The organism is Methylobacterium sp. 2A (genome assembly GCF_009806555.1).
GTDB lineage: Bacteria > Pseudomonadota > Alphaproteobacteria > Rhizobiales > Beijerinckiaceae > Methylobacterium.
Genome location: NZ_VUOK01000034.1, coordinates 1 through 21,029 on the forward strand (window position 1 = coordinate 1; position 21,029 = coordinate 21,029).

The following is a 21,029-nucleotide window of genomic DNA, read 5'->3' on the forward strand; positions in this document are numbered from 1 at the left end:
TGGCCATGAACCTCGTGCGCGCGCCCGGAGACCGACACAGCCTCAAGGTCAGGCGAAAGCTCGCCAATCTCAACCCAGACTACCTCGAGGCCCTCATCCGACAGACCCCAAAATCAGCAACAAAAAGCTGAAGCGATTCCCCTGGCGGGAATGCGGGGCGGGAAACGCGCCGCGGGCAGCCCGTTGCGAGGTTTGAACGGATTCGATCGGGCGCTCCGCGCAGTCCCGTGCAGAGTCCCGGACAGCCCGCGCGAGGCGAACCCGAGCTCCGTCGTCGCCGTTGCCCCGGTCCCGGGCCGCGTGTGAAAAGCGCGCCGGACAAGCGGGATTCGAGGGAGTTTTTGGTGGCCGAGGTTCCCGAGCGGAACGAAGCAGCTGCGGCTGGCGCCGTACGGGTCGAGGCGCCCGCGCGTCTGCATTTCGGCTTCCTGGACCTGCATGGCGGCCTCGGCCGACGCTTCGGCAGCATCGGACTCGCCATCGACGAACCCTCCCTGGCACTCACCGCGCGACGGTCGGCGCAGGCTTCGGTTACGGGTCCCGAGGCCGAGCGGGTGCGCGGCTACGTCCGGGCCGCCGCAGCGCATCTCGGACGCGGCGAGGACGTCGCCGTCACGGTGGAACGGGCGATCCCGGCCCATGCCGGCTTCGGCTCCGGCACGCAGCTCGGTCTGGCGGTGGCGGCCGCGATGGCCCGCCTGAACGGGGCGCCCTTCGCGGCCGACGCCTTCGCGGCGATTCTGGATCGCGGCAACCGGTCGGGCGTCGGCCTGCGCGCCTTCACGGAGGGCGGCCTGATCGTCGATGGCGGGCGCGGGGCGGATGGCGGACCGCCGCCGGTCATCGCGCGCCTGCCCTATCCCGCGGACTGGCGGATCGTCCTGATCATCGATCCCGACAGGGCGGGCGTCCACGGCGTGCGCGAGATCGAGGCGTTCCGCGATCTGCCGCGCTTCCCCGAAGCGGAGGCCGCGGAGATCTGCCGAATCACGCTGATGCAGGTTCTGCCCGCCGTCGCCCTCGCGGAACCGCAGGGTTTCGGCGCCGGGATCACCCGGATCCAGGATCTGATCGGCGATCACTTCGCGCCCCACCAAGGCGGCCGATACGCCAGCGCCGCGGTCGCGCAGGTTCTGGCGAACGTCGCCGCGCAGGGCGTGCCGGGCTACGGCCAGTCCTCCTGGGGGCCGACCGGATTCGTGCTGATGCCCTCGGACGCCGAGGCCCGCGCCCTGGTGGCCAGTCTCGACCGCGGAGGCCCGCTCCGCTTCGTCATCGCCCGCGGCCGAAACGGCGGCGCTTCGGTAACCGGTCCGACCTGAGCCACCCGCCCCGGGCTTGACCCGGAACGCCGCTCCGGGTTTGGACGATGGTGATGCGCACCGGTCGCGCACCGCAGGGGGAATCCATGGCCCGCTCGATCCTCCATATGCTGACGCCGCTCCGGCACATGAGCCCGTTCGACGTGAACATGGCCGTGGATGCCGGCTTCGAGACGGTGGTGACCTACACGGAGGTCAGCCTCGCCGACGTGGTGTCGCTGACCCAGGATTCGATCTTTTCGCGGTCTCCGGCCGACGGGACGCGGACCGGAATCTTCATCGGCGGCAAGAACGCCGAGGATGCCCTCGACATGGTCGACCGGGCCAAGAAGGCCTTCGTGCCGCCCTTCGTGAACCACGTCTTCGCCGACCCGGCGGGCTCGTTCACCACCGGCGCCGCGATGGTGGCCCAGGTCTCGCGGGCGCTCCGACAGAAGTTCAACACCGACCTCCAGGGCAAGCGGATCGTCATCTTCGGCGGGGCCGGCGTCGTCGCCTACGTGGCGGCGGTGATCGGCGCGCTCCAGGGCGCCACCACGGTGCTGGTCGGCCATGACGGCGAGGAGCGCGTCTCCAAGATCGCCTTCACCATGAAGTGGCGCTTCGGCATCGAGGTCGGCGCCGTCGACGGCACCACGCCGGAGGATCGCCGCGCCGCCATCCGGGACGCCGACGTGATCCTCTCGGCCGGCCCCGCCGGCATCCCGATCCTCACGGCCGAGGATCTGGGATCGGCGCCGAAACTGCTGGTCGCCTCGGACGTCAACGCCGTGCCGCCCGCCGGCATCGCGGGGATCGACGTGAACGCCGTGGACGTGCCCCTGCCCAAAGGCCAGGGCGTCGGCATCGGCGCGCTGGCGGTCGGGAACGTGAAGTACCAGACGCAGCGGCGCCTGTTCGACCGCATGCTCGCCTCCGACACCCCGCTCTGCCTCGACTTCCGCGACGCCTACACCCTCGCGGTCGAGATCGCGGGTTAGGGCTTTTCGGGCCCGGATGGCGGATTCGATCCTGATCGCCACCCAGGCCGGGCGCGCCCTCGCGCAGGCGGCGCGGCGCGCCGGCCTGCGGCCCTACGTGGCCGACCTGTTCGGCGATTCCGATACTCTGGCCGCCGCGGAGGCCTATCGCCCGCTGCCGGGCCGCTTCGGCACGACGCCGTGTGCCGCCGAGACGCTGGCCGCGCTCGACGACCTCGCGGACGCCGCCGGATCCCCGGTCGGCCTCGTCCTAGGCAGCGGCTTCGAGGATGCACCGGGCCTCGTGGCGGAGCTCGCGCGCCGGCACCGGCTGCTCGGCGCCTCCGCCGGGACCATCGCGGACCTCAAGGATCCCTCCGCCTTCGCGGCCCTCTGCGCGCGCCTCGCCGTACCGCACCCTGCGGTCTCGATGGATCCGCCGGACGACCCGTCGCGGTGGCTGCTCAAGCGGATCGGCGGCAGCGGCGGCGCCCATATCCGCCTCGCGACGCGGTCGGTGCCCCCGCCGGGCCATTATCTCCAGGCGCGCGTCCCCGGGCGGGCGCATGCCCTCAATGTCCTCGCCGACGGCCGAACGATCCGGATCCTGGCCGTGACCGAGCAATGGTGCGCGCCGACGCCGATCCGGCCCTACCGCTATGCCGGCGCGCTGGTCCGTGGCCCCGCCGAGCCGCCGTCTCTCCCCGCCGGCCTCGTCGCGGCGGTCGCGGACGCGACAGCGCGGATCGTGGCCGCGACCGGATTGGTGGGGCTCGCCAGCGCGGACGTTCTCATCGACGGCGCCGACTGGTGGCTGATGGAGATCAATCCCCGCCCCGGCGCGACGCTCGACATCCTCGACCGCCGGGCGGCGCCGCTGCTCGAAGCCCATATCGCCGCCTGCCGCGGCGCGACGCCGGACCTCGGTGCGCCGCCGGTGGGTGCGGCGGCCGCGCAGATCTGTTACGCCGACCGGGAGCTTGCGCCTGTGCCGGACCAGGATTGGCCGGACTGCGTGCGTGACCGCCCGCGCCCCGGCTCGGTGGTCCGCCGCGACGCGCCGCTCTGCACGGTGCTGGCCGAAGGCGCGGACCGGGCGGAGGCGCTCGACCTGTTGGAATCGCGAACGGCCCGCCTGCGGGCGGCCTTCGCAGCGCAGAAAACACAGCCCGAGGAAGCCCCGTCATGAGTGCCAGCCCATCCTACCCCAGCGTCAATGCGCTCACAGGCCCGCTGGTCGAGCGCCTCGTGGCCGACGCCGCGACCCTGCGGCTTGCCGTGTCGCAGGCGGCGGGCGGCGCCCGGATGGTCGATGCCGGGGCGCAGGCGCGGGGGTCGATCGAGGCCGGGCGGCGGATCGCGGAGATCTGCCTCGGCGGCCTCGGGACCGTCACCATCGCGCCGAGCGGGCCGATCGCGTCCTGGCCCTACTCGGTGACGGTTCACGCCGCCGATCCGGTCCTCGCCTGCCTCGGCAGCCAGTATGCGGGCTGGAGCCTCGCGGACGAGACCGGCGATTCCGGCTTCTTCGCCCTCGGTTCGGGTCCGGGCCGTGCGGTGGCGGTGGTCGAGGACCTGTACCAGGAACTCGGCTACCGGGATTCGGCGACCAGCACCGCCCTGGTGCTCGAAGCCGCCGGCGGCCCGCCCGACAGCGTCGTCGCCAAGGTGGCCGAGGCCACAGGCCTGCGGCCCGAGAACCTGACCTTCATCTTCGCGCCGACCCAGAGCCTCGCCGGCTCCACCCAGGTGGTGGCCCGCGTCCTGGAGGTCGCCCTGCACAAGGCCCACACGGTGGGCTTCGATCTGCACGCCATCGTGGACGGGATCGGCTCGGCCCCGCTGTCGCCGCCCCATCCCGATTTCATCAAGGCGATGGGCCGGACCAACGACGCGATCATCTATGGCGGCCGGGTCCAGCTCTTCGTGGACGCGGACGATGCGGACGCCAAGTCCCTCGCCGAGCAGCTGCCCTCGACCACGTCGAGCGATCACGGCGCGCCCTTCGCCGACATCTTCGCCCGGGTGAACGGCGACTTCTACAAGATCGACGGGGCGCTGTTCTCCCCGGCGGAGGCGATCGTCACCTCGGTGCGCTCGGGCGCCACCTACCGGGGCGGCCGCCTGGAGCCGTCGCTGGTGGACGCGTCCTTCGCCTGAGGCCACCAACGCGCTCGCCCTCTGATCCTTGCGGGATCGGTCCCGGTGAAACCGGTGCAGGATCGTGCACGGGTCCCCTCTTCCGTGCGGGAGAGGGACAGGGTGAGGGATCAGGTCTTCAAGGAAGAGGCTCGCTCCGAAGGCGCAGCGACGGTTCGTTTGATCCTGAAGCTTCTCCTCCCTCACCCCAACCCTCTCCTGCTCGGGAGAGAGAGCCGGTCGCGTTCCATCCCAACCATTGCGGTGCGATCGCGAAGGGGCCAGCACCATCAGCCCCAAGCCAAACCCGCGGATCAGCTCTTTCCGTGACGAAGCAGGACCCTCATGCGCATCGGGCTCGCGGCCGATAATGGCACCTGGCACAAGAACCGTCTGCTCGCGGCCCTGCGGACGCAGGGCGTCGAGCCGGTGCTGTTTTCCCTGGCCGACGTGGCCGTGGTCACGGGCGGCGGCGAGCCCCTGCGCGTCCCGGGCTTCCCGGAGGCGCTGCCGGACGGCGTGCTGATGCGTACGATCGCGGGCGGCACCTTCGAGGCCACGACCATGCGGCTCGGGGTGCTGCACGCCCTGGTGGCGGCAGGCGTCACCGTGTGGAACAGCCCGACCGCCACCGAACGCTCGGTCGACAAGGCCGCCACCTCGCTGCTCATCGCCCGGGCCGGTCTGCCGACCCCGGCGACCTGGGTGTTTTCCAAGCGTGAGGCTGCGGCCGATCTCGTCGCCGCAGAAGCCCGGCCCGGCGCCCCCCTCGTGCTCAAGCCGCTGTTCGGCTCGCAGGGGGAGGGGCTCGCCCTCATCGAGCGCCCGGAGGATCTGCCCGACGAGGAGGCCGTGGCCCGGGTCTACTACCTCCAGCGCTACGTCCCGCGCCGCGACGGGCTCTGGCGCGATTACCGCGTGTTCGTCTGCGACGGGCGGGCGATCGCCGGCATGATCCGCGAGGGCGACGGCTGGATCACCAACGTCCACCGGGGCGGACGGCCGCTGCCCTGGGCGATGCCCCGCGCCGCCGCGGACCTCGCCGAGGCCGCCGCGGCGGCGATCGGCGTCGATTATTCCGGCGTCGACTTGGTCGAGGACGGGGAGGGCGGCTTCTCCATCCTGGAGGTCAATTCCATGCCGGCCTGGTCGGGGCTTCAGACCGTGTGCGAGACCGATATCGCCGCCGCGGTGGTCCGCGGGTTCCTCGCCGCCGTCCGGGGCGCGAGCCGGCCGCGGCTCGTGGTGGCATGAACGGGCTCGACCCGGGGCTTGTCGGCACACTGTACCGGGCGGCCTGCCTCGCGGAGTTGGACGCAATCAAGCCCGGCAACGTCCACGCCTTCGCCCCCGGCCATCGCATGGTGGTGGCCGATTTCGTCACCAGCGCCGAGGTCTCGGCGCCGCCCCTGGCGCGGCCCGGGGCGGGCGTCGGCGAGAGGATCCGCGACGGGGTCGCCGCCACGATGGCCGCAGTCGGCCAGAACACCAATCTCGGCATCCTGCTCCTCTGCGCCCCCCTCGCCGCCGCGGCCGAGCGGGGCGCGGGTGTCGCGACGGTGCTCGATACCCTCGATCGCTCGGATGCCGAGGCGGCCTTCGCGGCGATCCGGATGGCCAATCCCGGCGGACTCGGCCGGGCGGATAGGCACGATGTCGCCGCCGCGGCCCCCGAGTCCCTCCGCGACGCGATGGCGGAGGCCGCCGGGCGGGACCGCGTCGCCCGGGCCTACGGAACCGGCTTCGCCGACGTGACGGAGATCGGCCTCCCGGCCCTCACGGAGGCCCGGGCGCGGGGGCTCGACCCGTCCTGGTGCACCACCGCGGTGCATCTCGCCTATCTCCGCGCGGTTCCGGACAGCCACGTCGCCCGCAAGCACGGCCGCGCCGTCGCCGAGGATCTTCGCCGGGAAGTTGAAAAAAGTCTGGCCGGCCTGGACCTCGCCGCGCGGCCGGTCGAGCGGCTGCTGGCCCTCGACGCGTCGCTGAAGGGGCGCGGCCTCAACCCGGGCACCAGCGCGGATTTCACGGTGGCGACCCTGTTCTGGGAAGCGCTGGCGGCGGCGGGCGCCACGCTGGCCTGAGCCGTGCAAGTTCCCGTGTTGCCTGGGGCGAAGGCCAAAGAAATTCCTTCGCGGCAGGGCCTTGCGCGGGTTGTGAGCCGCAGGGGCGCGCTGTAGGGTCCGCCGCGCTGTCCGGCCCAACCGGCTCGACCCTTCCGGCTCGGCCGGTGGTCGGGCGCCGATAACAAGGATGGCTTCCCGGCCGCGGCGCATGCCCGGCGCGGCGGCTCTAGTTCGGAATCCAGGGAGAGACACCGAATGGCGAAGATCACCAAGGTTCAGGTCGGCGAAGCCCTCGTCGGCGACGGCAACGAGGTCGCCCACATCGACCTCATCATCGGACCGCGCGGTTCGCCCGCCGAGACGGCTTTCTGCAACGGCCTCGTGAACAACAAGCACGGCTTCACCAGCCTGCTCGCGGTCATCGCGCCGAACCTGCCGTGCAAGCCCAACACCCTGATGTTCAACAAGGTCACCATCAACGACGCCCGTCAGGCCGTCCAGATGTTCGGCCCGGCCCAGCACGGCGTGGCCAAGGCCGTTCAGGATTGCGTGGCCGAGGGCATCATCCCGGCGGACGAGGCCGACGACCTGTACATCCTGGTCGGCGTGTTCATCCACTGGGAGGCGGCCGACGACGCCAAGATCCAGAAGTACAACTACGAGGCGACCAAGCTGTCGATCCAGCGCGCCGTCAACGGTGAGCCGAAGGCTTCGGCCGTCACCGAGCAGCGCAACTCGGCGCAGCACCCCTTCGCCGCCAACGCTTAGATCGGAGACGGTCCTGGGCAGAGCGCGCCTCCGCCCGCACCGCGGGGCCTGCTCCAGCGACTGGCTTCGATCTTCCTTGGCCGATAGGTAGGCCCCGGACGGGACGGCGCGAGCCGTCCCGTTTTCGTTTGGACGCTGCACGCCTGTATGCCGCCGACGCAGAAGGCCAGATGGGGTCCGGACACCCGGCATCGTCCCCGCGTGCCTTGGGCGGCGGGGGCATGGCCGAAGAGACGAACACGAGGGACGCGGGACGCCGCGGAGACCCAGGTGTCGAATAACGCGCGGGATCCGATCCCCGCTGCGCCCGCGGCATCGACCGGGCCTCTTCCCCGGCCGGTACCGTCTTTCTTGTCGCGGTGTCTTTCGGCGATCCCGGTCCTGCAACGCGCTGTCTGGCAGTCTCTGACGCGGTGAACCACTGCCGGAACCGGCACAGCGTTGTGGCCTTCCAGCTGTCGCCCGCCTCGTCGTGGGCGGATCCGCAGGTTGCGCAGGGTCGGCCCAGGTGGGGGTCGGCGCGGGAGCTTTTCAGCCCCGCCGAGTGGGTCCGTTCTTTCTCACACCCGCATCCGAGACATGCCCCGTACCGGCTCTGCCGCCCGGGGCGATGGCGGCTGAGAGCCACCGACGCGGGCACCGCCCCGCCTCCGGACCCGACCGGTCAGCCACCGGGCAGGCCCCACGAGGGACGCCGCAGGATAGCTCCCGAAGCGCCGTGGGCAGGTGCAGCCAGGAAGCAGAAAATAGGAATACTATCAAGGACAGGCGGCTTCCCGGAACCCTTGGTCCTGGGAAGCCGCAGCTTTCCAGCGCGGAGCAGCCCGGTACGGGTTGCTGCGACCCTTTAGAACCGCAGGGTGAAGTTGCCCTTCACGGCTTGGTCCTGCGCGTGTGCGCCGGTCTGGCCGGTATAGGCCACGCCAAGACTGGCGTTCGGCGCCACCGCCAGATCCAGACCCACCTGCGCCACCAGCGCGTCCCGGTCGATCGGCACGCCCGCGCTCAGGAAGGCCGGGCCGCCCGCCCCGAAGGCCAGCAGAGCCGTCGGCACCACATCCCCGAACGCCCGCCGGTAGCCGACCAAGCCCCGCAGCGTCACCGGAAGGCCGAGCCCCAGATCCAGGCGCGTCTGCGCCCGCACGCCCGCGGTCGCCGCACCCAGATCGTAGTCGCGCGCCAAGCTCACCAGCGCCGCCGCGCCCCCGGCCTCCGCGAACCCGTCCCGCCGGATCCCGACATACGCCCCGCCCACGAACGGCTCGACATACGAGGCCGCCGGCTGCACCGCGAAAGCCGCCCCGTCCTTCGACACCAGAGCCGCCGCCGCCGGCTCACCCAGCGCGATCCGCCAGCCGATCTCGCCGAACCCCTGAACCGTGTAGCCGCCGCCATGCCCGCTCAGCGTGTCGGACAGCCCGTACAGAACCGCCCGGCGCGTGCGCGTGTCGGTATCGGCGTAGATCACGCCCAGCCGCAGCGACAGCGGACCGGCCGCGGTGCCGCCATACACGCCGCCGAACCCGCTCTTCAGCGTCGCGCTCTCCGCCCGGCTGGTGCCGCCCGTCCGGCCGGCGCTGTCGAGGGAGGCCTCGGTGTAGCCGCCGACCACGCCGAAGCGCAGCCCGTTGGCCAGCCGCACATCCGCGCCCGCCGCGAAGCCCGCGATCTGCCGGTCGAGGGGGAACGCGTTGCCGCCGCCCTCGGCCGTGCCGAACGACCCGAAGCCCTGGCCCCACAGCCCGAACACCTGCGGATCGAGGGTCCGCACCGGCACGTTCGCCACCACCGGCGCCCGGCCGGGCAGGTCGGCCGTGTAGGCGGCGGGCAGGGTGCCGTCGTCGAGCCCGGTGCCGGGATTGCCCCAGCGCAGCCGGTCGAGCACCGCCTCGCGCACGAAGAAGGCGGTCTCGTAGGCCGCCGACACCGTGCCGGCATGGATGTCGCCGGCCAGCGCCCGGAAGCCGGCATCCGCCTCGGTGGTGGTGAAGGCCACCGCCGCGTCGGTGAGCCGGCCGGCGCCGAGTGCCTGGACGGCGTTGGCCGCAGCCCAGCCGTTGCGGCTGGTGGCGGAGGCGGAAAACGGCACGTCGTTGCGGGTGAGCGTCAGGTCGACCTCGTTGGGCAGGTAGCGCAGACCCGGGGACAGGAAGGCGAGGTTGGACGTGACGCCGGCGAACTGTCCGGAGACGCCGCCTGCGGCCGACAGGATGGTGTAGGTGGTGCGCGGGTTGTAGGCGCCGGCGGCGGCCAGCACCTGGACGGTGCCGCCCGACAGCGCGGCGGTGCCGCCGGCATTGATCCGGTCGGCCTGTCCGGCGGCGTTGGCCTCGACGCGGTAGGTCGAGCCGGGCGCGAAGGCGGCGCTGCCGGTGACGGTGAGCGTGCCGATCGAGTTGCCCGGCGACACGGTGCCGCCCGTGAGCGCGCTGATCCCGCCCACCGTGCCCGAGCCGCCGAGCAGGCCGCCGGATCCGACCGAGACGGTGCCCGTGATGGTGCCGTTGGCCGAGAGGGCACCGCCCTGGCCGATGCGGACGTCGAGGCCGAGGCGGTCGCCGGCATCCATGCGCAGCGTGCCGGTGACGTTCCCGAAGTAGCCGGCCGCCGAGTAGAGGTCGAGGCGGCTCCAGTAGCTGAGCGGACTGCCGTAGAAGGCGGCGAGCGCGTTGGTCTCGGTGTTGACCAGGATCTGGTTGATCGTGCCGGTGGAGAGCTGGCCGTAGAGGCCGCCATTCGGGGCGAGGGTCTTGGCCGCCGCGGTCGAGCCGCCGTAGAGGGGCGCGAGCAGGATCGAGGCGTCGGGCCCGCCGGCCGGCGCCGGCTCGCGCGGCGCCTGGGCGAAGGTGAGGGTGGGCAGGCCGTAGGTCAGGCGGGACTGGTAGAGGGCCTGGTTGGCGGCCGAGGGGATGTAGGGGTTGCCGGCCTGGTTGGCGGCGCTGCCGGCGCAGGCGGCGACGGTGTTGCCGCACTGGGCGGCGAGGTAGGCCTGGAGTTCGCCCTGGGCCTTCACGAACTGGGCCGGCAGGTTGATCGCCGTGCCGGTCACCGCGGCGTTGTCGATATAGGCCGGATTGGTGAAGGCCTGGGCGAGATCGTAATAGGAATGGGCCCGGGCGCCGATCACGTCGAGCACGTAGTGCACGCCCAGCACGCTGCGGCTCTCGCCATACTCCGACGCGCGCAAGAGCATACTCTGGTATTGCTGTGGCACCAGCATCCCCAGGAGCATTCCGTAGCTGAATCCGTAGGCGGCGTGGCCGCTCGGGAAGGACGGATTGGTATCGACGCCGATCACCGCCAACGGATTGTAGATCGTGATCCGCGAAGGGGCGACCTGATAGGGACGCGAGCTGCCATAGGGATCCTGGCCGGTCTGGGTATTCGAAACGCCGTACGCCAGGTCGTAGACGCTGTTGGTAGTGTTGGGCAGGCCGTTAGCGGTCGGCAGGCTGTAGCCGGCCGGCGCGCCTGCCGGGACCGGCCTGGTGCCGGGGACGTATGTGCTCGGATTGTTGGCCGCGCCGTTGGCGAAGTAGTTCTTGGCGATCGCGGAATCGCCCCCCGCGATGGCAAAGGCGGATGACAGCAGCTTGTCGACCGAGGCGAGCGGCCCCTTGCTGCCGCCCGCCACGCCCTTCTGGTAGATCGGGCCGAGAACGGCGCCGTACCCGCCCACCGGCTGCCTCGGCGTAATTCCGTTGACGGTCGTCTGATCCGGCAGGCCGCCGGCAAGGTTGGCACCTGCGCCATACGCGGTCAGACCGGCCGGCGAGTAGGCGTTGCCCGCGGAGAAGAACAAGTTCATGTCGCTGACCGCCAGCCCCCTGCGGCTGGCCGAGGAATTGTTCAAAGCAACCGTCGCGTCGAGGTTGCTTTGAAGGGTCGCCTGACCGACCGGTGTCGCGTTGAGGCTCAGATAAGGGCCGAGCAGATTCAGGACATTGGCATTCGCCGGTGTGATTCCGGCTGTCTGGGCGTGTGCTTCCGATCCCAGAAACGACGCCGCGGCAAGCGCTATGATCGAAACATGACCCGACAACCGCATAGACCGACCCCTGCAATGATTCGCTGAATGCGAACGCGCGAGGCAGAATGCAAATTATCCCAAGATCGCCAGCGTCATAAAAAGTCATAATCCATATGACCTTAGCCTGTTGTACAGCAACAACACAAAGTTAATCGGCAAAGTATTCTCCGATCGATGGACATATTCTGACGAATGCATTGTCACAAGGGCAAGGTGAAAGCGAAATCGACCGGCATCAACTTGTGGCGATCGGTCTTCGCACGCGGGTACGGCATGATCGCGCCGGCCGCGATAACAGAAAAGGGCCGCCTCTCGGCGACCCCCTCCCTTCGTCTCAGCGGGTGGCTTGGACTTAGAAGTCCATGCCGCCCATGCCGCCGCCCGGCATGGCCGGAGCGGGGCTGTCCTTCTTCGGAGCGTCGGCGACCATCGCCTCGGTGGTCACCAGCAGGCCGGCGACGGAGGCCGCGTCCTGCAGGGCGGTGCGCACCACCTTGGCCGGGTCAACGATGCCCGACTGGATCATGTCGACGTACTCTTCGGTCTGGGCATTGAAGCCGAAGGTCTCGGAGTCCGTCTTGTCGGTGATCTTGCCGACCACGATCGAGCCCTCGACGCCCGCGTTCTGGGCGATCTGGCGGATCGGGGCCTCAAGGGCCTTCAGGACGATCTTGATGCCGGCCTGGACGTCCGGGATGTCGGACTTCAGCTCGGCGACCGCCTTCTTGGCGCGCAGCAGCGCGGTGCCGCCGCCCGGGACGATGCCTTCCTCGACCGCCGCGCGGGTGGCGTTGAGGGCGTCGTCAACGCGATCCTTCTTCTCCTTCACCTCGACCTCGGTCGCGCCGCCGACGCGGATCACCGCGACGCCGCCCGCGAGCTTGGCCAGACGCTCCTGGAGCTTCTCGCGGTCGTAGTCCGAGGTGGTCTCCTCGATCTGCGCCTTGATCTGGGCGATGCGGCCCTCGATGTCCGACTTCTCGCCGACGCCGTCGATGATCGTGGTGTTCTCCTTCTCGATGCGCACGCGCTTGGCGCGGCCGAGCATGGGGAGCGTCACGTTCTCGAGCTTGATGCCGAGATCCTCGGCGATCATCTGGCCCTTGGTCAGGATCGCGATGTCCTCGAGCATCGCCTTGCGGCGATCACCGAAGCCCGGCGCCTTGACGGCCGCGACCTTCAGGCCGCCCCGCAGCTTGTTGACCACGAGCGTGGCCAGGGCCTCGCCTTCAATGTCCTCGGCGATGATCAGGAGCGGCTTGCCGGTCTGGACCACGGCCTCGAGCACCGGCAGCATGGCCTGGAGCGAGGAGAGCTTCTTCTCGTGGATGAGGATGTAGGGGTCCTCAAGCTCCGCGACCATCTTCTCCGCGTTCGTGATGAAGTACGGGGAGAGGTAGCCGCGGTCGAACTGCATGCCCTCGACGACGTCGAGCTCGGTCTCGGCGGTCTTGGCCTCCTCGACCGTGATCACGCCCTCGTTGCCCACCTTCTGCATGGCGTGGGCGATCATCTCGCCGATCTCCTTGTCGCCGTTGGCGGAGATCGTGCCGACCTGGGCGACCTCGTCGGAGGTCGAAACCTTCTTGGCGCGCGAGGTGATGTCCTTCACGGCGGCGGCCGTGGCGAGGTCGATACCGCGCTTCAGGTCCATCGGGTTGATGCCGGCAGCGACGTACTTGGCGCCCTCGCGGACGATGGCCTGGGCCAGCACGGTCGCGGTGGTGGTGCCGTCACCCGCGATGTCGTTGGTCTTCGAGGCCACTTCGCGCACCATCTGGGCGCCCATGTTCTCGAACTTGTCGGCGAGCTCGATCTCCTTGGCGACCGTCACACCGTCCTTGGTGATGCGCGGGGCGCCGAAGCTCTTCTCGATCACGACGTTGCGGCCCTTCGGGCCCAGCGTCACCTTCACCGCGTCGGCGAGGATGTCGACGCCGCGCAGCATCTTATCGCGGGCGTCGGCGGAGAAACGAACGTCTTTCGCTGCCATGGTATGCCTCTTGTCTGGTTGGAGTGAGCCCCAAAGCCTGGACTGGCCTCAAAGGGCGGTGACGGGTGATCCGATCAGGCGGCGACGACGCCCATGATGTCGGATTCCTTCATGATCAGGAGATCCTGACCGTCGATCTTGACCTCGGTGCCGGACCACTTGCCGAACAGGACGCGGTCGCCGGCCTTGACGTCGAGCGCGTTGACGCGGCCCTGCTCGTCGCGGGCGCCGGGGCCGACGGCGACGATCTCGCCTTCCTGCGGCTTCTCCTTGGCGGTGTCCGGGATGATGATGCCGCCCTTGGTCTTCTCTTCGCTCTCGATGCGACGGACGACCACGCGGTCGTGCAGCGGACGGAACTTCATGAGCTGCCCTCTTGCTTCAGGTCTTGAGTTGGCGTTGATGCGGCCGGCGGGACCGCCGCGAACTCGACTGTTAGCACTCTGTCTCGGCGAGTGCCAAAGACGGCCGCGAGATAGGCGCGGTCCGGTTCCGTGTCAAGGCTGTCGCACCTCAAGCGGCCAAGCTTCCGTTCCCTCCCGTGGATGATGCGCTGCGATGCTGAACCTGCACGGTTCCGAAGGCCCGGTCGCGCCAGACAGCGCCCGATCCGTGGCTCGCGAGGCCGTCTGGCTCGATCTCAACGACCCGAGTTCGGAGGAGGCGCAAGCGGTCGAGGCCGCGACCGGCCTGCGCGTGCCGTCGCGCGCCGCCCTGTCGGAGGTCGAGACATCGAGCCGTCTCCGCCGGGTGAAGGGCGGCCTCTCGCTCTCGACGCCGATGATCACCTTCGAGCGGAGCGAATCGCAGCTGAAGCCCCTGGGCTTCCTGCTGACGAAGGATCACCTCGTCACGATCCGCTTCCACGAATTGCGCGCCTTCGACTCGTCCGCCAAGCGGATCGCGGAGGGCGACGGCAGCACGAGCCCCAGCGAGATCTTCCTCGTGGTCCTGGAGGAGCTGGTGGACAGCCTCGCGGACGCGCTGGAGGACATGGGCTCCGAACTCGACGCGCTCTCCACCCGGATCTTCGATTTCGACCTGCGCGGCGCGGACCGCCGGCGGCTGGAGAGTCCGCCGCCCCGGCGCCGCGACCTCGCGCTGCGCCGGATCCTGCGCGGGATCAGCAACCGCGGCAAGGTGCTGGGCAAGATCCGGGCGAGCCTGCTCGGCCTGGAGCGGATCGTGCCGTTCGTGGCGGCGGCCTGCGACGGCCTCGGCCTGCCCGAGGACGGGCGATTCGACACGATCCGGCGGGATATCGAATCCCTCGACGAATTTGAGACGCGGCTCGCCGAGAACGTGCAGTTCCTGCTCGACGCGGCCCTCGGCCTGATCAACATCGAGCAGAACAACGTCTTCCGCGTACTGACCGTCGTGTCGGTGGTGGGCGTGCCGCCGACGCTGATCGCCTCCATGTACGGCATGAACTTCAAGCACATGCCGGAACTCGACTGGACCTACGGCTACCCCTACGCGCTGGCCCTCATCGTCCTGAGCGCGCTGGCGCCGATAGTCTATTTCCGTATTCGTGGGTGGTTTTGAGACTTCGATACAGGCCCGCTTGCGCCGTATCCTGGTACCCAAAACAAACTCGCCGCTGAATGCACGAAACAATCCGGACTATTCGTTTGCGGTTCAAGCCAGCCAAAGATCATACAAATTGTTCAACTGCAAAGTTTGATGCTCATTTTAGCGATCAATTAACGCTCTCATGTCTTGTTTCGGCGCACGTGACAGCGAGCCGAAACATGTTCAAGCGATCCATATACAGCGAGGCCGACGCCAAGATCGAGGCGCTGGACCGATCGCTGGCGATCATCGAATTTTCGTTGGATGGCAGCATCTTACGTGCCAACGAAAATTTTTTGAAGGTGGTCAGATACTCTCAGGCCGAACTGGTCGGCAAGCATCATCGCATCTTCATCGAGGATGCTTACGCCCAATCGGCCGAATATGCGGAATTCTGGGCCAAGCTGACGAAGGGCCAGTTCGTGACCGGCGAATTCCTCCGGCTCGACAGGGACAAGAACCCGGTCTGGCTGGAAGCCACCTATAACCCGATCCTGGATGCGCAGGGCAAACCGGTAAAGGTGGTCAAATTCGCCTCCGACATCTCGGCGAAGAAGAAGCAGATCGGCCGGCTGATGTCGATGATCGACAACATGCCGGTCGCCGTGATGACCGCGGATCCGAAGGACAACTTCCGGATCGATTACCTGAACGCGACATCGCGCAGGACCCTCGGGCCGCTCGAACAGTATCTCCCGATCAAGGTCGACGAGATGATGAACAACTCATTCGACGTGTTCCACAAGAATCCGCACCACCAGCGCTCGATGCTGGCGGATGCGAGCCGCCTTCCGCACCGGACCAAGATCAAGGTCGGCCCTGAGACGCTCGACCTTCAGGTCACGGCGGTCAACGACGAGAAGGGGAACTATATCGGGCCGATGCTGACCTGGGCCGTGGTCTCCGCGCAGGTTCAGATGGCCTCCGAGGTGACGCGGGTGGTCGAGGCGGTCGGGTCGGCAATCCAGGAGATGCAGCAATCCGCCGAAGGGCTGACTCAATCGGCCGATGCCGCGCGCGAGCAGGCCGCCTCGGTCGCGGTGAATTCGGAGCAGATGAACAACGCGATCCAGGAAATCTCCGGCCAAGTCGGGCGCGTCTCCGAGCGGGCGCAGCAGATCGCCACGCAGGCCGAGACCACTGACGTGACGATGCGGCAACTCGCCGAGAACGCCCGGAAGGTCGATGCCGTCGTCGCGATGATCAAGTCGATCGCCGATCAGACGAATCTGCTGGCGCTGAACGCCACGATCGAGGCCGCCCGGGCGGGGGCCGCCGGCCGCGGCTTCGCTGTGGTGGCCAGCGAGGTCAAGGCGCTCGCCGAGCAGACCGCCAAGGCGACCGGTGAGATCACCCAGCAGGTCTCGGCCATTCAGAGCGCGACCGGCGAGGCGGTGGGCGCCATCGATATGATCACCGCGGCGGTCGGCGAGCTCTCCAAGCTGACGCTGGCCATGGCCAGCGCCGTGGAGGAGCAGGCGGTCTCGACCCAGGAGATGTCGGGCAGCATCGGCGGGGTCTCGCGGGCGGCGAGCGCGACGGGCCAATTCGCCGTCGCGGTCCGCGGCATCGCCGGGAGCCTGGCGGACCATTCCTCGGGCCTGTCGGAAAGCGTCAGCCGCTTCATGAACGCGGGCTGATCCGGCGTCCGGCCATGGCGCGGATCGCTCAGTCCCGGGCGAGCTGCGCCCGGCCGATCGCGAAGACCCGCCCATCTCCGAGGAGGTGGGCGGTGAAACCCTTCGGGAACAGCCCGTCGATCGCCTTGTCGCGCACGTTCAGGCCGCCCGCATAGGCGCCGAAGGCCGGCATCACGAGGCGGGTGCCGTCGGTGACGAAGCAGCGGCGGCGCACCGCGCGGCCCCGCATCGCGACCTTGCCGCAGGGATGGAGGTGGCCGGCGATCTCGCCGGGGGCATCGCCCGGGCTCGGCTCGTGGCGCAGGAGCAGACCGCCGAGCGTCAGCGCCTCGGCGTAGCGGCCGCCGACACCCTCGCTGACCGCGGCATCATGGTTCCCGGCGATCCACACCCAGTCCCGGCCCTCCTGCAGCGCCGCCACCAGCGCGCGGTCGCCCGGTTCCATCCGCTCCGGTCCCCTTGCGTCGTGGAAGGAATCGCCCAGCGCCACCACCCGGGCGGGATCGTGGCGCACCACCGCCTCGTGCAGGCAGGCCAGGGTCTCGCGGGTGTCGTAGGGCGGCAGGAACTGGCCGGAGCGGGCCGCGTAGGACGACCCCTTCTCCAGATGGAGATCGGACACGATCAGCGTCCGGTGCTCCGGCAGCCAGAGACCGCCGCAGAGGTCGAGCACCAGGGTCTCGCCCGCAAGGTGAAGGGTCGGGTGCTTGTGAGTCTTCTCGAGTCTCAGGCCGGCCGCCAAGATCGCATCCTCGGAATCGTCGGGGGAGGGCGGATCAGCGGTCAGGACAGGGCCTCTTGAAGAAGCTCCGCCTCGGCCTCGGCCAGGATCTCGTCGGCCCCCTCGCCGTAGACCCGCTCGCGCCCGATCTCGAGCATCACGGATACGGAGAGCGGCGAGACCCGGTCGAGAGACCTGTGGATGATTCGCCCCTGGATGCGCTCTAGCATCATGCCGAGGCGCCTCACGTCGAGGAGTCCGGTTGCCGCATCCTGCCGCGCGGCCCGCAGCAGGAGGTGGTCGGGCTGGTGCTTGCGCAGCACGTCGTAGATCAGGTCGGTCGAGATCGTGACTTGCCGGCCGGATTTTTTCTGGCCGGGGTGATGGCGCTCGATCAGCCCGGCGATCACCGCGCATTGGCGGAACGTGCGCTTCATCATGGCCGATTCATCGAGCCACGCCTCCAGGTCGTCGCCCAGCATGTCGACCGCGAAGAGATCGGCGATGAAGTCCGGGTCGAGGGCGGCGCGCTCGGCGACGTCGCGGATCGTCCAGATCGCGATGCCGTAATCGTTCGCCGCGAAGCCGAGCGGCCGCAGGCCGGCCCGCTCCAGCCTTCGGGTCAGCAGCATGCCGAGCGTCTGGTGGGCGAGGCGGCCCTCGAAGGGGAAAGCCGTCAGGTAGTGGCGCTTGCCCCGCGGAAACGTCTCGACCAGGAGGTCGCGCTCGCCCGGCAGGACCGAGCGGCGGCGCTGCTGGACGAGGTATTCACCGATCTGCTTCGGCAGCCGGTCCCATTCGAACGGATCGGCGATCAATGCCCGGACCCGGGCCGCCAGGAAGGTCGAGAGCGGAAATTTCGAGCCCGCATAGGACGGGATCGCCGGATCCGTACCGGGCGGCGCGCGGGTGACGAGGCATTCATCCTCGGCGAGCCCTTCGAAGCGCAGGGTCTCGCCGGCGAACAGGAAGGTGTCGCCCACCGTCAGAGTCTCGGCAAACTCGTCCTCGATCTCGCCGAGCACGCGCCCGGTCTTCGGCAGGACGGTGCCGGGCTTGCCCCGCAGGGTGCGGCCGAGGCGCACCCGCACGCGGGCCGCCTCCACGATCGTGCCGACATTCATCCGGTAGGCCTGGGCGGTGCGGGCATCACGCACCCGCCAGAGCCCGTCCGGTCCGCGCAGGATCTTGGCGAAGCGCTCGTAGGCGCGCAGCGCGTAGCCGCCGGTGGCGACGTAATCCACCACCTGCTCGAACGATTCCCAGGTCAGCCAGGCATAGGGCGCCGCCGAGACGATCTCGTCGTAGAGGTCTGCCGGATCAAAGGCGTCCGCGCAGGCCATGCCGAGCACGTGCTGGGCGAGCACGTCGAGGGCGCCCTGGCGGGCATCGGGCGTGTCCTGCGCCGCTTCCTCCACCGCGTCGAGGGCCGCTTGGCATTCCAGCATCTCGAACCGGTTGCCCGGGACGAGATAGGCCTTCGAGGGCTCGTCCATGCGGTGGTTGGCCCGGCCGATCCGCTGCATGATCCGGCTCGCCCCCTTCGGCGCGCCGACATTGACCACGAGATCGACATCGCCCCAGTCGATGCCGAGATCGAGGGTGGCGGTGCAGACGATCGCCCGCAATTGCCCCGCCGCCATGGCGGCCTCGACCCGACGGCGCTGCTGCGCGTCGAGCGAGCCGTGATGGATCGCGATCGGCAGGGCGTCCTCGTTGAGCCGCCACAGCTCCTGGAAGGTGTACTCGGCCTGGAGGCGGGTGTTCACGAAGACCAGCGTGGTGCGGTGCTCCTTGATGAGCTCGTAGATCGCCGGCATCGAGTGCCACGCGGTGTGACCGGAGATCGGCAGCGTCCGGCCGAGGTCGAGCATGCGCAGATCCGCCTTCGCGCCGCCGGCGACGGTGACGAAATCGGCCATGAGGGGCACCGCATTCCCTCCCCCCTCTGCGGGGGAGGGTGGGCCGGCCGTCAGGCCGGGTCGGGAGAGGGGAGCGACGGCTCCGGATTTGGCAAGACCTTCATGAAGGTCAGCGCCTCGTTCTGCACCGTCGCTCCCCTCTCCCGACCCCCTTCGGGGGCCACCCTCCCCCGCAGAGGGGGGAGGGGGAAGCCGGCCCTGCGGCACCAGATATTTCCGCAGCTCATCCGGCTCGCGCACCGTCGCCGAAAGCCCGATCGCCGCGAGTCCCGGGCTCAGCCGGTGCAGCCGCGCCAGCGCCAGCGACAGCAGATCGCCGCGCTTCGACGTCACGAGCGCGTGCAATTCGTCCAGCACCACGCAGCGCAAGCCGGAAAAGAATTCGGCCGCCTCGCGGTGGGCGATCAGCAGCGCCAGTTGCTCGGGCGTGGTCAGCAGGATGTCGGGCGGGCGGCTGATCTGGCGGGTGCGCTTGTGGGCCGGCGTGTCGCCCGTGCGGGTCTCGACGCGGATCGGCAGCGCCATCTCGGCGATCGGCGCATCGAGGTTGCGGGCGATGTCGACCGCCAGCGCCTTCAGCGGCGAGACGTAGAGCGTATGCAGCCCGGCCGCCTTCTGCGGCCCGCGCTGGCTAAGGGCGACGAGGCTCGGCAGGAACCCGGCGAGCGTCTTGCCGGCCCCGGTCGGCGCCACCAGCAGGGCCGAGCGGCCGGCTCCGGCGATCCGCAGCAGATCGAGCTGGTGCGGCCGGGGCGCCCAGCCGCGCGCGGAAAACCACGCCCGGAAGCGTTCCGGCAGGATCTCCGCCGGGTCGCTCAGGCGAGGGCCATCAGGAAGCGGTCGATCAGCTCGAGCGCCCGCTCGCTCATCGGGCTCGGGTAGCGGGCGAAGACGTGGCAGCCGCCGGGATAGATCGCGGTGTGGCCGCCATTGCCCGCCGCTGCCCAGCGCGCCGACATGTAGAGCGTGTCGTCCAGCAACGGATCCATGGTGCCGATCGTGAACAGGGCGGGCGGGAGACCCTTCAGCTCCGCGTAGATCGGCGACACGTCCGGCCTGCGGCGGTCGATCCCCTCGCGGACATAGCCGTTCGCGAAATTGGTCAGGTCGCGGGTGTTCACCACCAAGCGCTCCTCGCCCCAGTTGCGCACCGAGGGGGTGAGGCCCAGGTCGAAGAACCCGGCATTGAGGTTCGCGCCCCGGAACGCCCGCGGCAGGTTGTGCTTGTCCCGCAGGCGCAGCAGCACCATCACGGCGAGGTGGGCGCCGACCGATTCCCCGCCGATGGTCAGGGCATGGATGCCGAACTCGGCCCGGCCGGGCCCGGCCAGCCACAGGGCCGCCGCCTCGCAATCGAGCAGGGCGGCCGGATAGGGGTGCTCCGGGGCCAGCCGATACTCCACCGACAGGGCGACGAAGCCGCAGGCATCGGCGATCCGCTCCAGCCAGGGATCCTGCTCGTCCGCCGCGCCCCAGACCCAGCCGCCCCGGTGGATGTGCAGATAGGCGCCGCGCAGCTTCGTTCCGGGCTTCGGCTTGACCACGCGAAGCTTGAGCGGGCCGCCGGGACCGTCGATCGTCAGCCACTCGGCCCGGGCGCTGTGCGGCATCGCGGGTGCGGCCTTCGTCCCCGCGCGACGGCGCTCGCGGACCTCCTGGACCGACAGCGACCAGGGATCGGGCAGAGCCGCGTGCGCGGCCACGATCTCGGCGTTCAGCCGGGTGGTCTCGGGATCGATCGTCGCCGGGTCGAACAGGGCGTGGTCGATCATCGTGCGTTGAGTCCCGTCGGCACTTCGCATCCCTCAGGCAACGTTCGGCCCCGGGATACCCCCCTTTGGCCTGCGCGGCGAGCCGGGCGTGGCCCGGCAGCGCCTCCCGCTCCGCCCGACATCTT

15 protein-coding genes are annotated in these 21,029 nt (G+C 69.6%); 9 read left to right on the forward strand and 6 right to left on the reverse strand.

The annotated features are described in order from the left end of the window. The first annotated feature begins 344 nt into the window (after positions 1 to 344). From FVE89_RS16240 to fae, 7 genes are all read left to right on the forward strand, one after another. On the forward strand, positions 345 to 1,322 hold the full coding sequence (locus FVE89_RS16240; RefSeq protein ID WP_160534991.1) for a beta-ribofuranosylaminobenzene 5'-phosphate synthase family protein: 978 nt from the start codon (positions 345 to 347) through the stop codon (positions 1,320 to 1,322). Between the two features lie 86 nt (positions 1,323 to 1,408). After that, positions 1,409 to 2,302, forward strand: a complete 894-nt coding sequence (locus tag FVE89_RS16245; protein ID WP_160534992.1) for an NAD(P)-dependent methylenetetrahydromethanopterin dehydrogenase — start codon at positions 1,409 to 1,411, stop codon at positions 2,300 to 2,302. A gap of 16 nt (positions 2,303 to 2,318) precedes the next feature. Continuing rightward, a complete protein-coding gene (locus FVE89_RS16250) occupies positions 2,319 to 3,470 on the forward strand; it encodes an ATP-grasp domain-containing protein (RefSeq protein ID WP_160534993.1) in 1,152 nt (383 codons plus the stop codon). Next, positions 3,467 to 4,441: a methenyltetrahydromethanopterin cyclohydrolase gene (gene mch / locus FVE89_RS16255; RefSeq protein WP_160534994.1), complete on the forward strand. Its 975-nt coding sequence runs from the start codon at positions 3,467 to 3,469 to the stop codon at positions 4,439 to 4,441. Before FVE89_RS16250 ends, mch begins: the two co-directional genes overlap by 4 nt. A gap of 324 nt (positions 4,442 to 4,765) precedes the next feature. Further along, positions 4,766 to 5,674, forward strand: a complete 909-nt coding sequence (locus FVE89_RS16260) for a RimK family alpha-L-glutamate ligase (protein WP_160534995.1) — start codon at positions 4,766 to 4,768, stop codon at positions 5,672 to 5,674. Further along, positions 5,671 to 6,504 (forward strand): triphosphoribosyl-dephospho-CoA synthase, encoded by an 834-nt coding sequence (locus FVE89_RS16265; protein ID WP_160534996.1) that lies wholly within the window; start codon positions 5,671 to 5,673, stop codon positions 6,502 to 6,504. The genes FVE89_RS16260 and FVE89_RS16265 overlap by 4 nt, the downstream gene beginning before the upstream one ends. Before the next feature lie 237 nt (positions 6,505 to 6,741). Then, positions 6,742 to 7,254: a 5,6,7,8-tetrahydromethanopterin hydro-lyase gene (gene fae, locus FVE89_RS16270; protein WP_160534997.1), complete on the forward strand. Its 513-nt coding sequence runs from the start codon at positions 6,742 to 6,744 to the stop codon at positions 7,252 to 7,254. A gap of 847 nt (positions 7,255 to 8,101) precedes the next feature. Here fae and FVE89_RS16275 read toward each other — a convergent pair. The 3 genes from FVE89_RS16275 to groES form a co-directional block, all read right to left on the reverse strand. Further along, positions 8,102 to 11,062, reverse strand: a complete 2,961-nt coding sequence (locus FVE89_RS16275; RefSeq protein WP_246730883.1) for an autotransporter domain-containing protein — start codon at positions 11,060 to 11,062, stop codon at positions 8,102 to 8,104. 574 nt (positions 11,063 to 11,636) lie between these two features. Further along, positions 11,637 to 13,277: a chaperonin GroEL gene (gene groL / locus FVE89_RS16280; protein ID WP_160534999.1), complete on the reverse strand. Its 1,641-nt coding sequence runs from the start codon at positions 13,275 to 13,277 to the stop codon at positions 11,637 to 11,639. 74 nt (positions 13,278 to 13,351) lie between these two features. Continuing rightward, on the reverse strand, positions 13,352 to 13,642 hold the full coding sequence (groES, locus tag FVE89_RS16285; RefSeq protein ID WP_160535000.1) for a co-chaperone GroES: 291 nt from the start codon (positions 13,640 to 13,642) through the stop codon (positions 13,352 to 13,354). Positions 13,643 to 13,835: 193 nt separating this feature from the next. On the opposite strand from groES, the gene FVE89_RS16290 reads away from it, so the two are divergent. Both FVE89_RS16290 and FVE89_RS16295 read left to right on the forward strand, forming a co-directional pair. After that, a complete protein-coding gene (locus FVE89_RS16290; protein WP_160535001.1) occupies positions 13,836 to 14,822 on the forward strand; it encodes a CorA family divalent cation transporter in 987 nt (328 codons plus the stop codon). A gap of 206 nt (positions 14,823 to 15,028) precedes the next feature. Continuing rightward, positions 15,029 to 16,489 carry a PAS domain-containing methyl-accepting chemotaxis protein gene (locus FVE89_RS16295; RefSeq protein ID WP_160535002.1) on the forward strand — a complete coding sequence of 487 codons (1,461 nt, stop codon included), beginning with the start codon at positions 15,029 to 15,031 and terminating at the stop codon, positions 16,487 to 16,489. Positions 16,490 to 16,517: 28 nt separating this feature from the next. Here FVE89_RS16295 and pdeM read toward each other — a convergent pair whose 3' ends face one another. From pdeM to FVE89_RS16310, 3 genes are read right to left on the reverse strand one after another with little or no spacing between them, the layout of a single operon-like run. Beyond that, entirely contained in the window at positions 16,518 to 17,231 is a 714-nt protein-coding gene (gene pdeM, locus FVE89_RS16300) for a ligase-associated DNA damage response endonuclease PdeM (RefSeq protein ID WP_160535003.1), read from the reverse strand. A 41-nt stretch (positions 17,232 to 17,272) separates the two neighbouring features. Next, entirely contained in the window at positions 17,273 to 19,951 is a 2,679-nt protein-coding gene (locus FVE89_RS16305; protein ID WP_160535205.1) for a ligase-associated DNA damage response DEXH box helicase, read from the reverse strand. Continuing rightward, positions 19,948 to 20,904 carry an alpha/beta hydrolase gene (locus FVE89_RS16310; protein ID WP_160535004.1) on the reverse strand — a complete coding sequence of 319 codons (957 nt, stop codon included), beginning with the start codon at positions 20,902 to 20,904 and terminating at the stop codon, positions 19,948 to 19,950. Before FVE89_RS16310 ends, FVE89_RS16305 begins: the two co-directional genes overlap by 4 nt. Positions 20,905 to 21,029 lie beyond the last annotated feature (125 nt).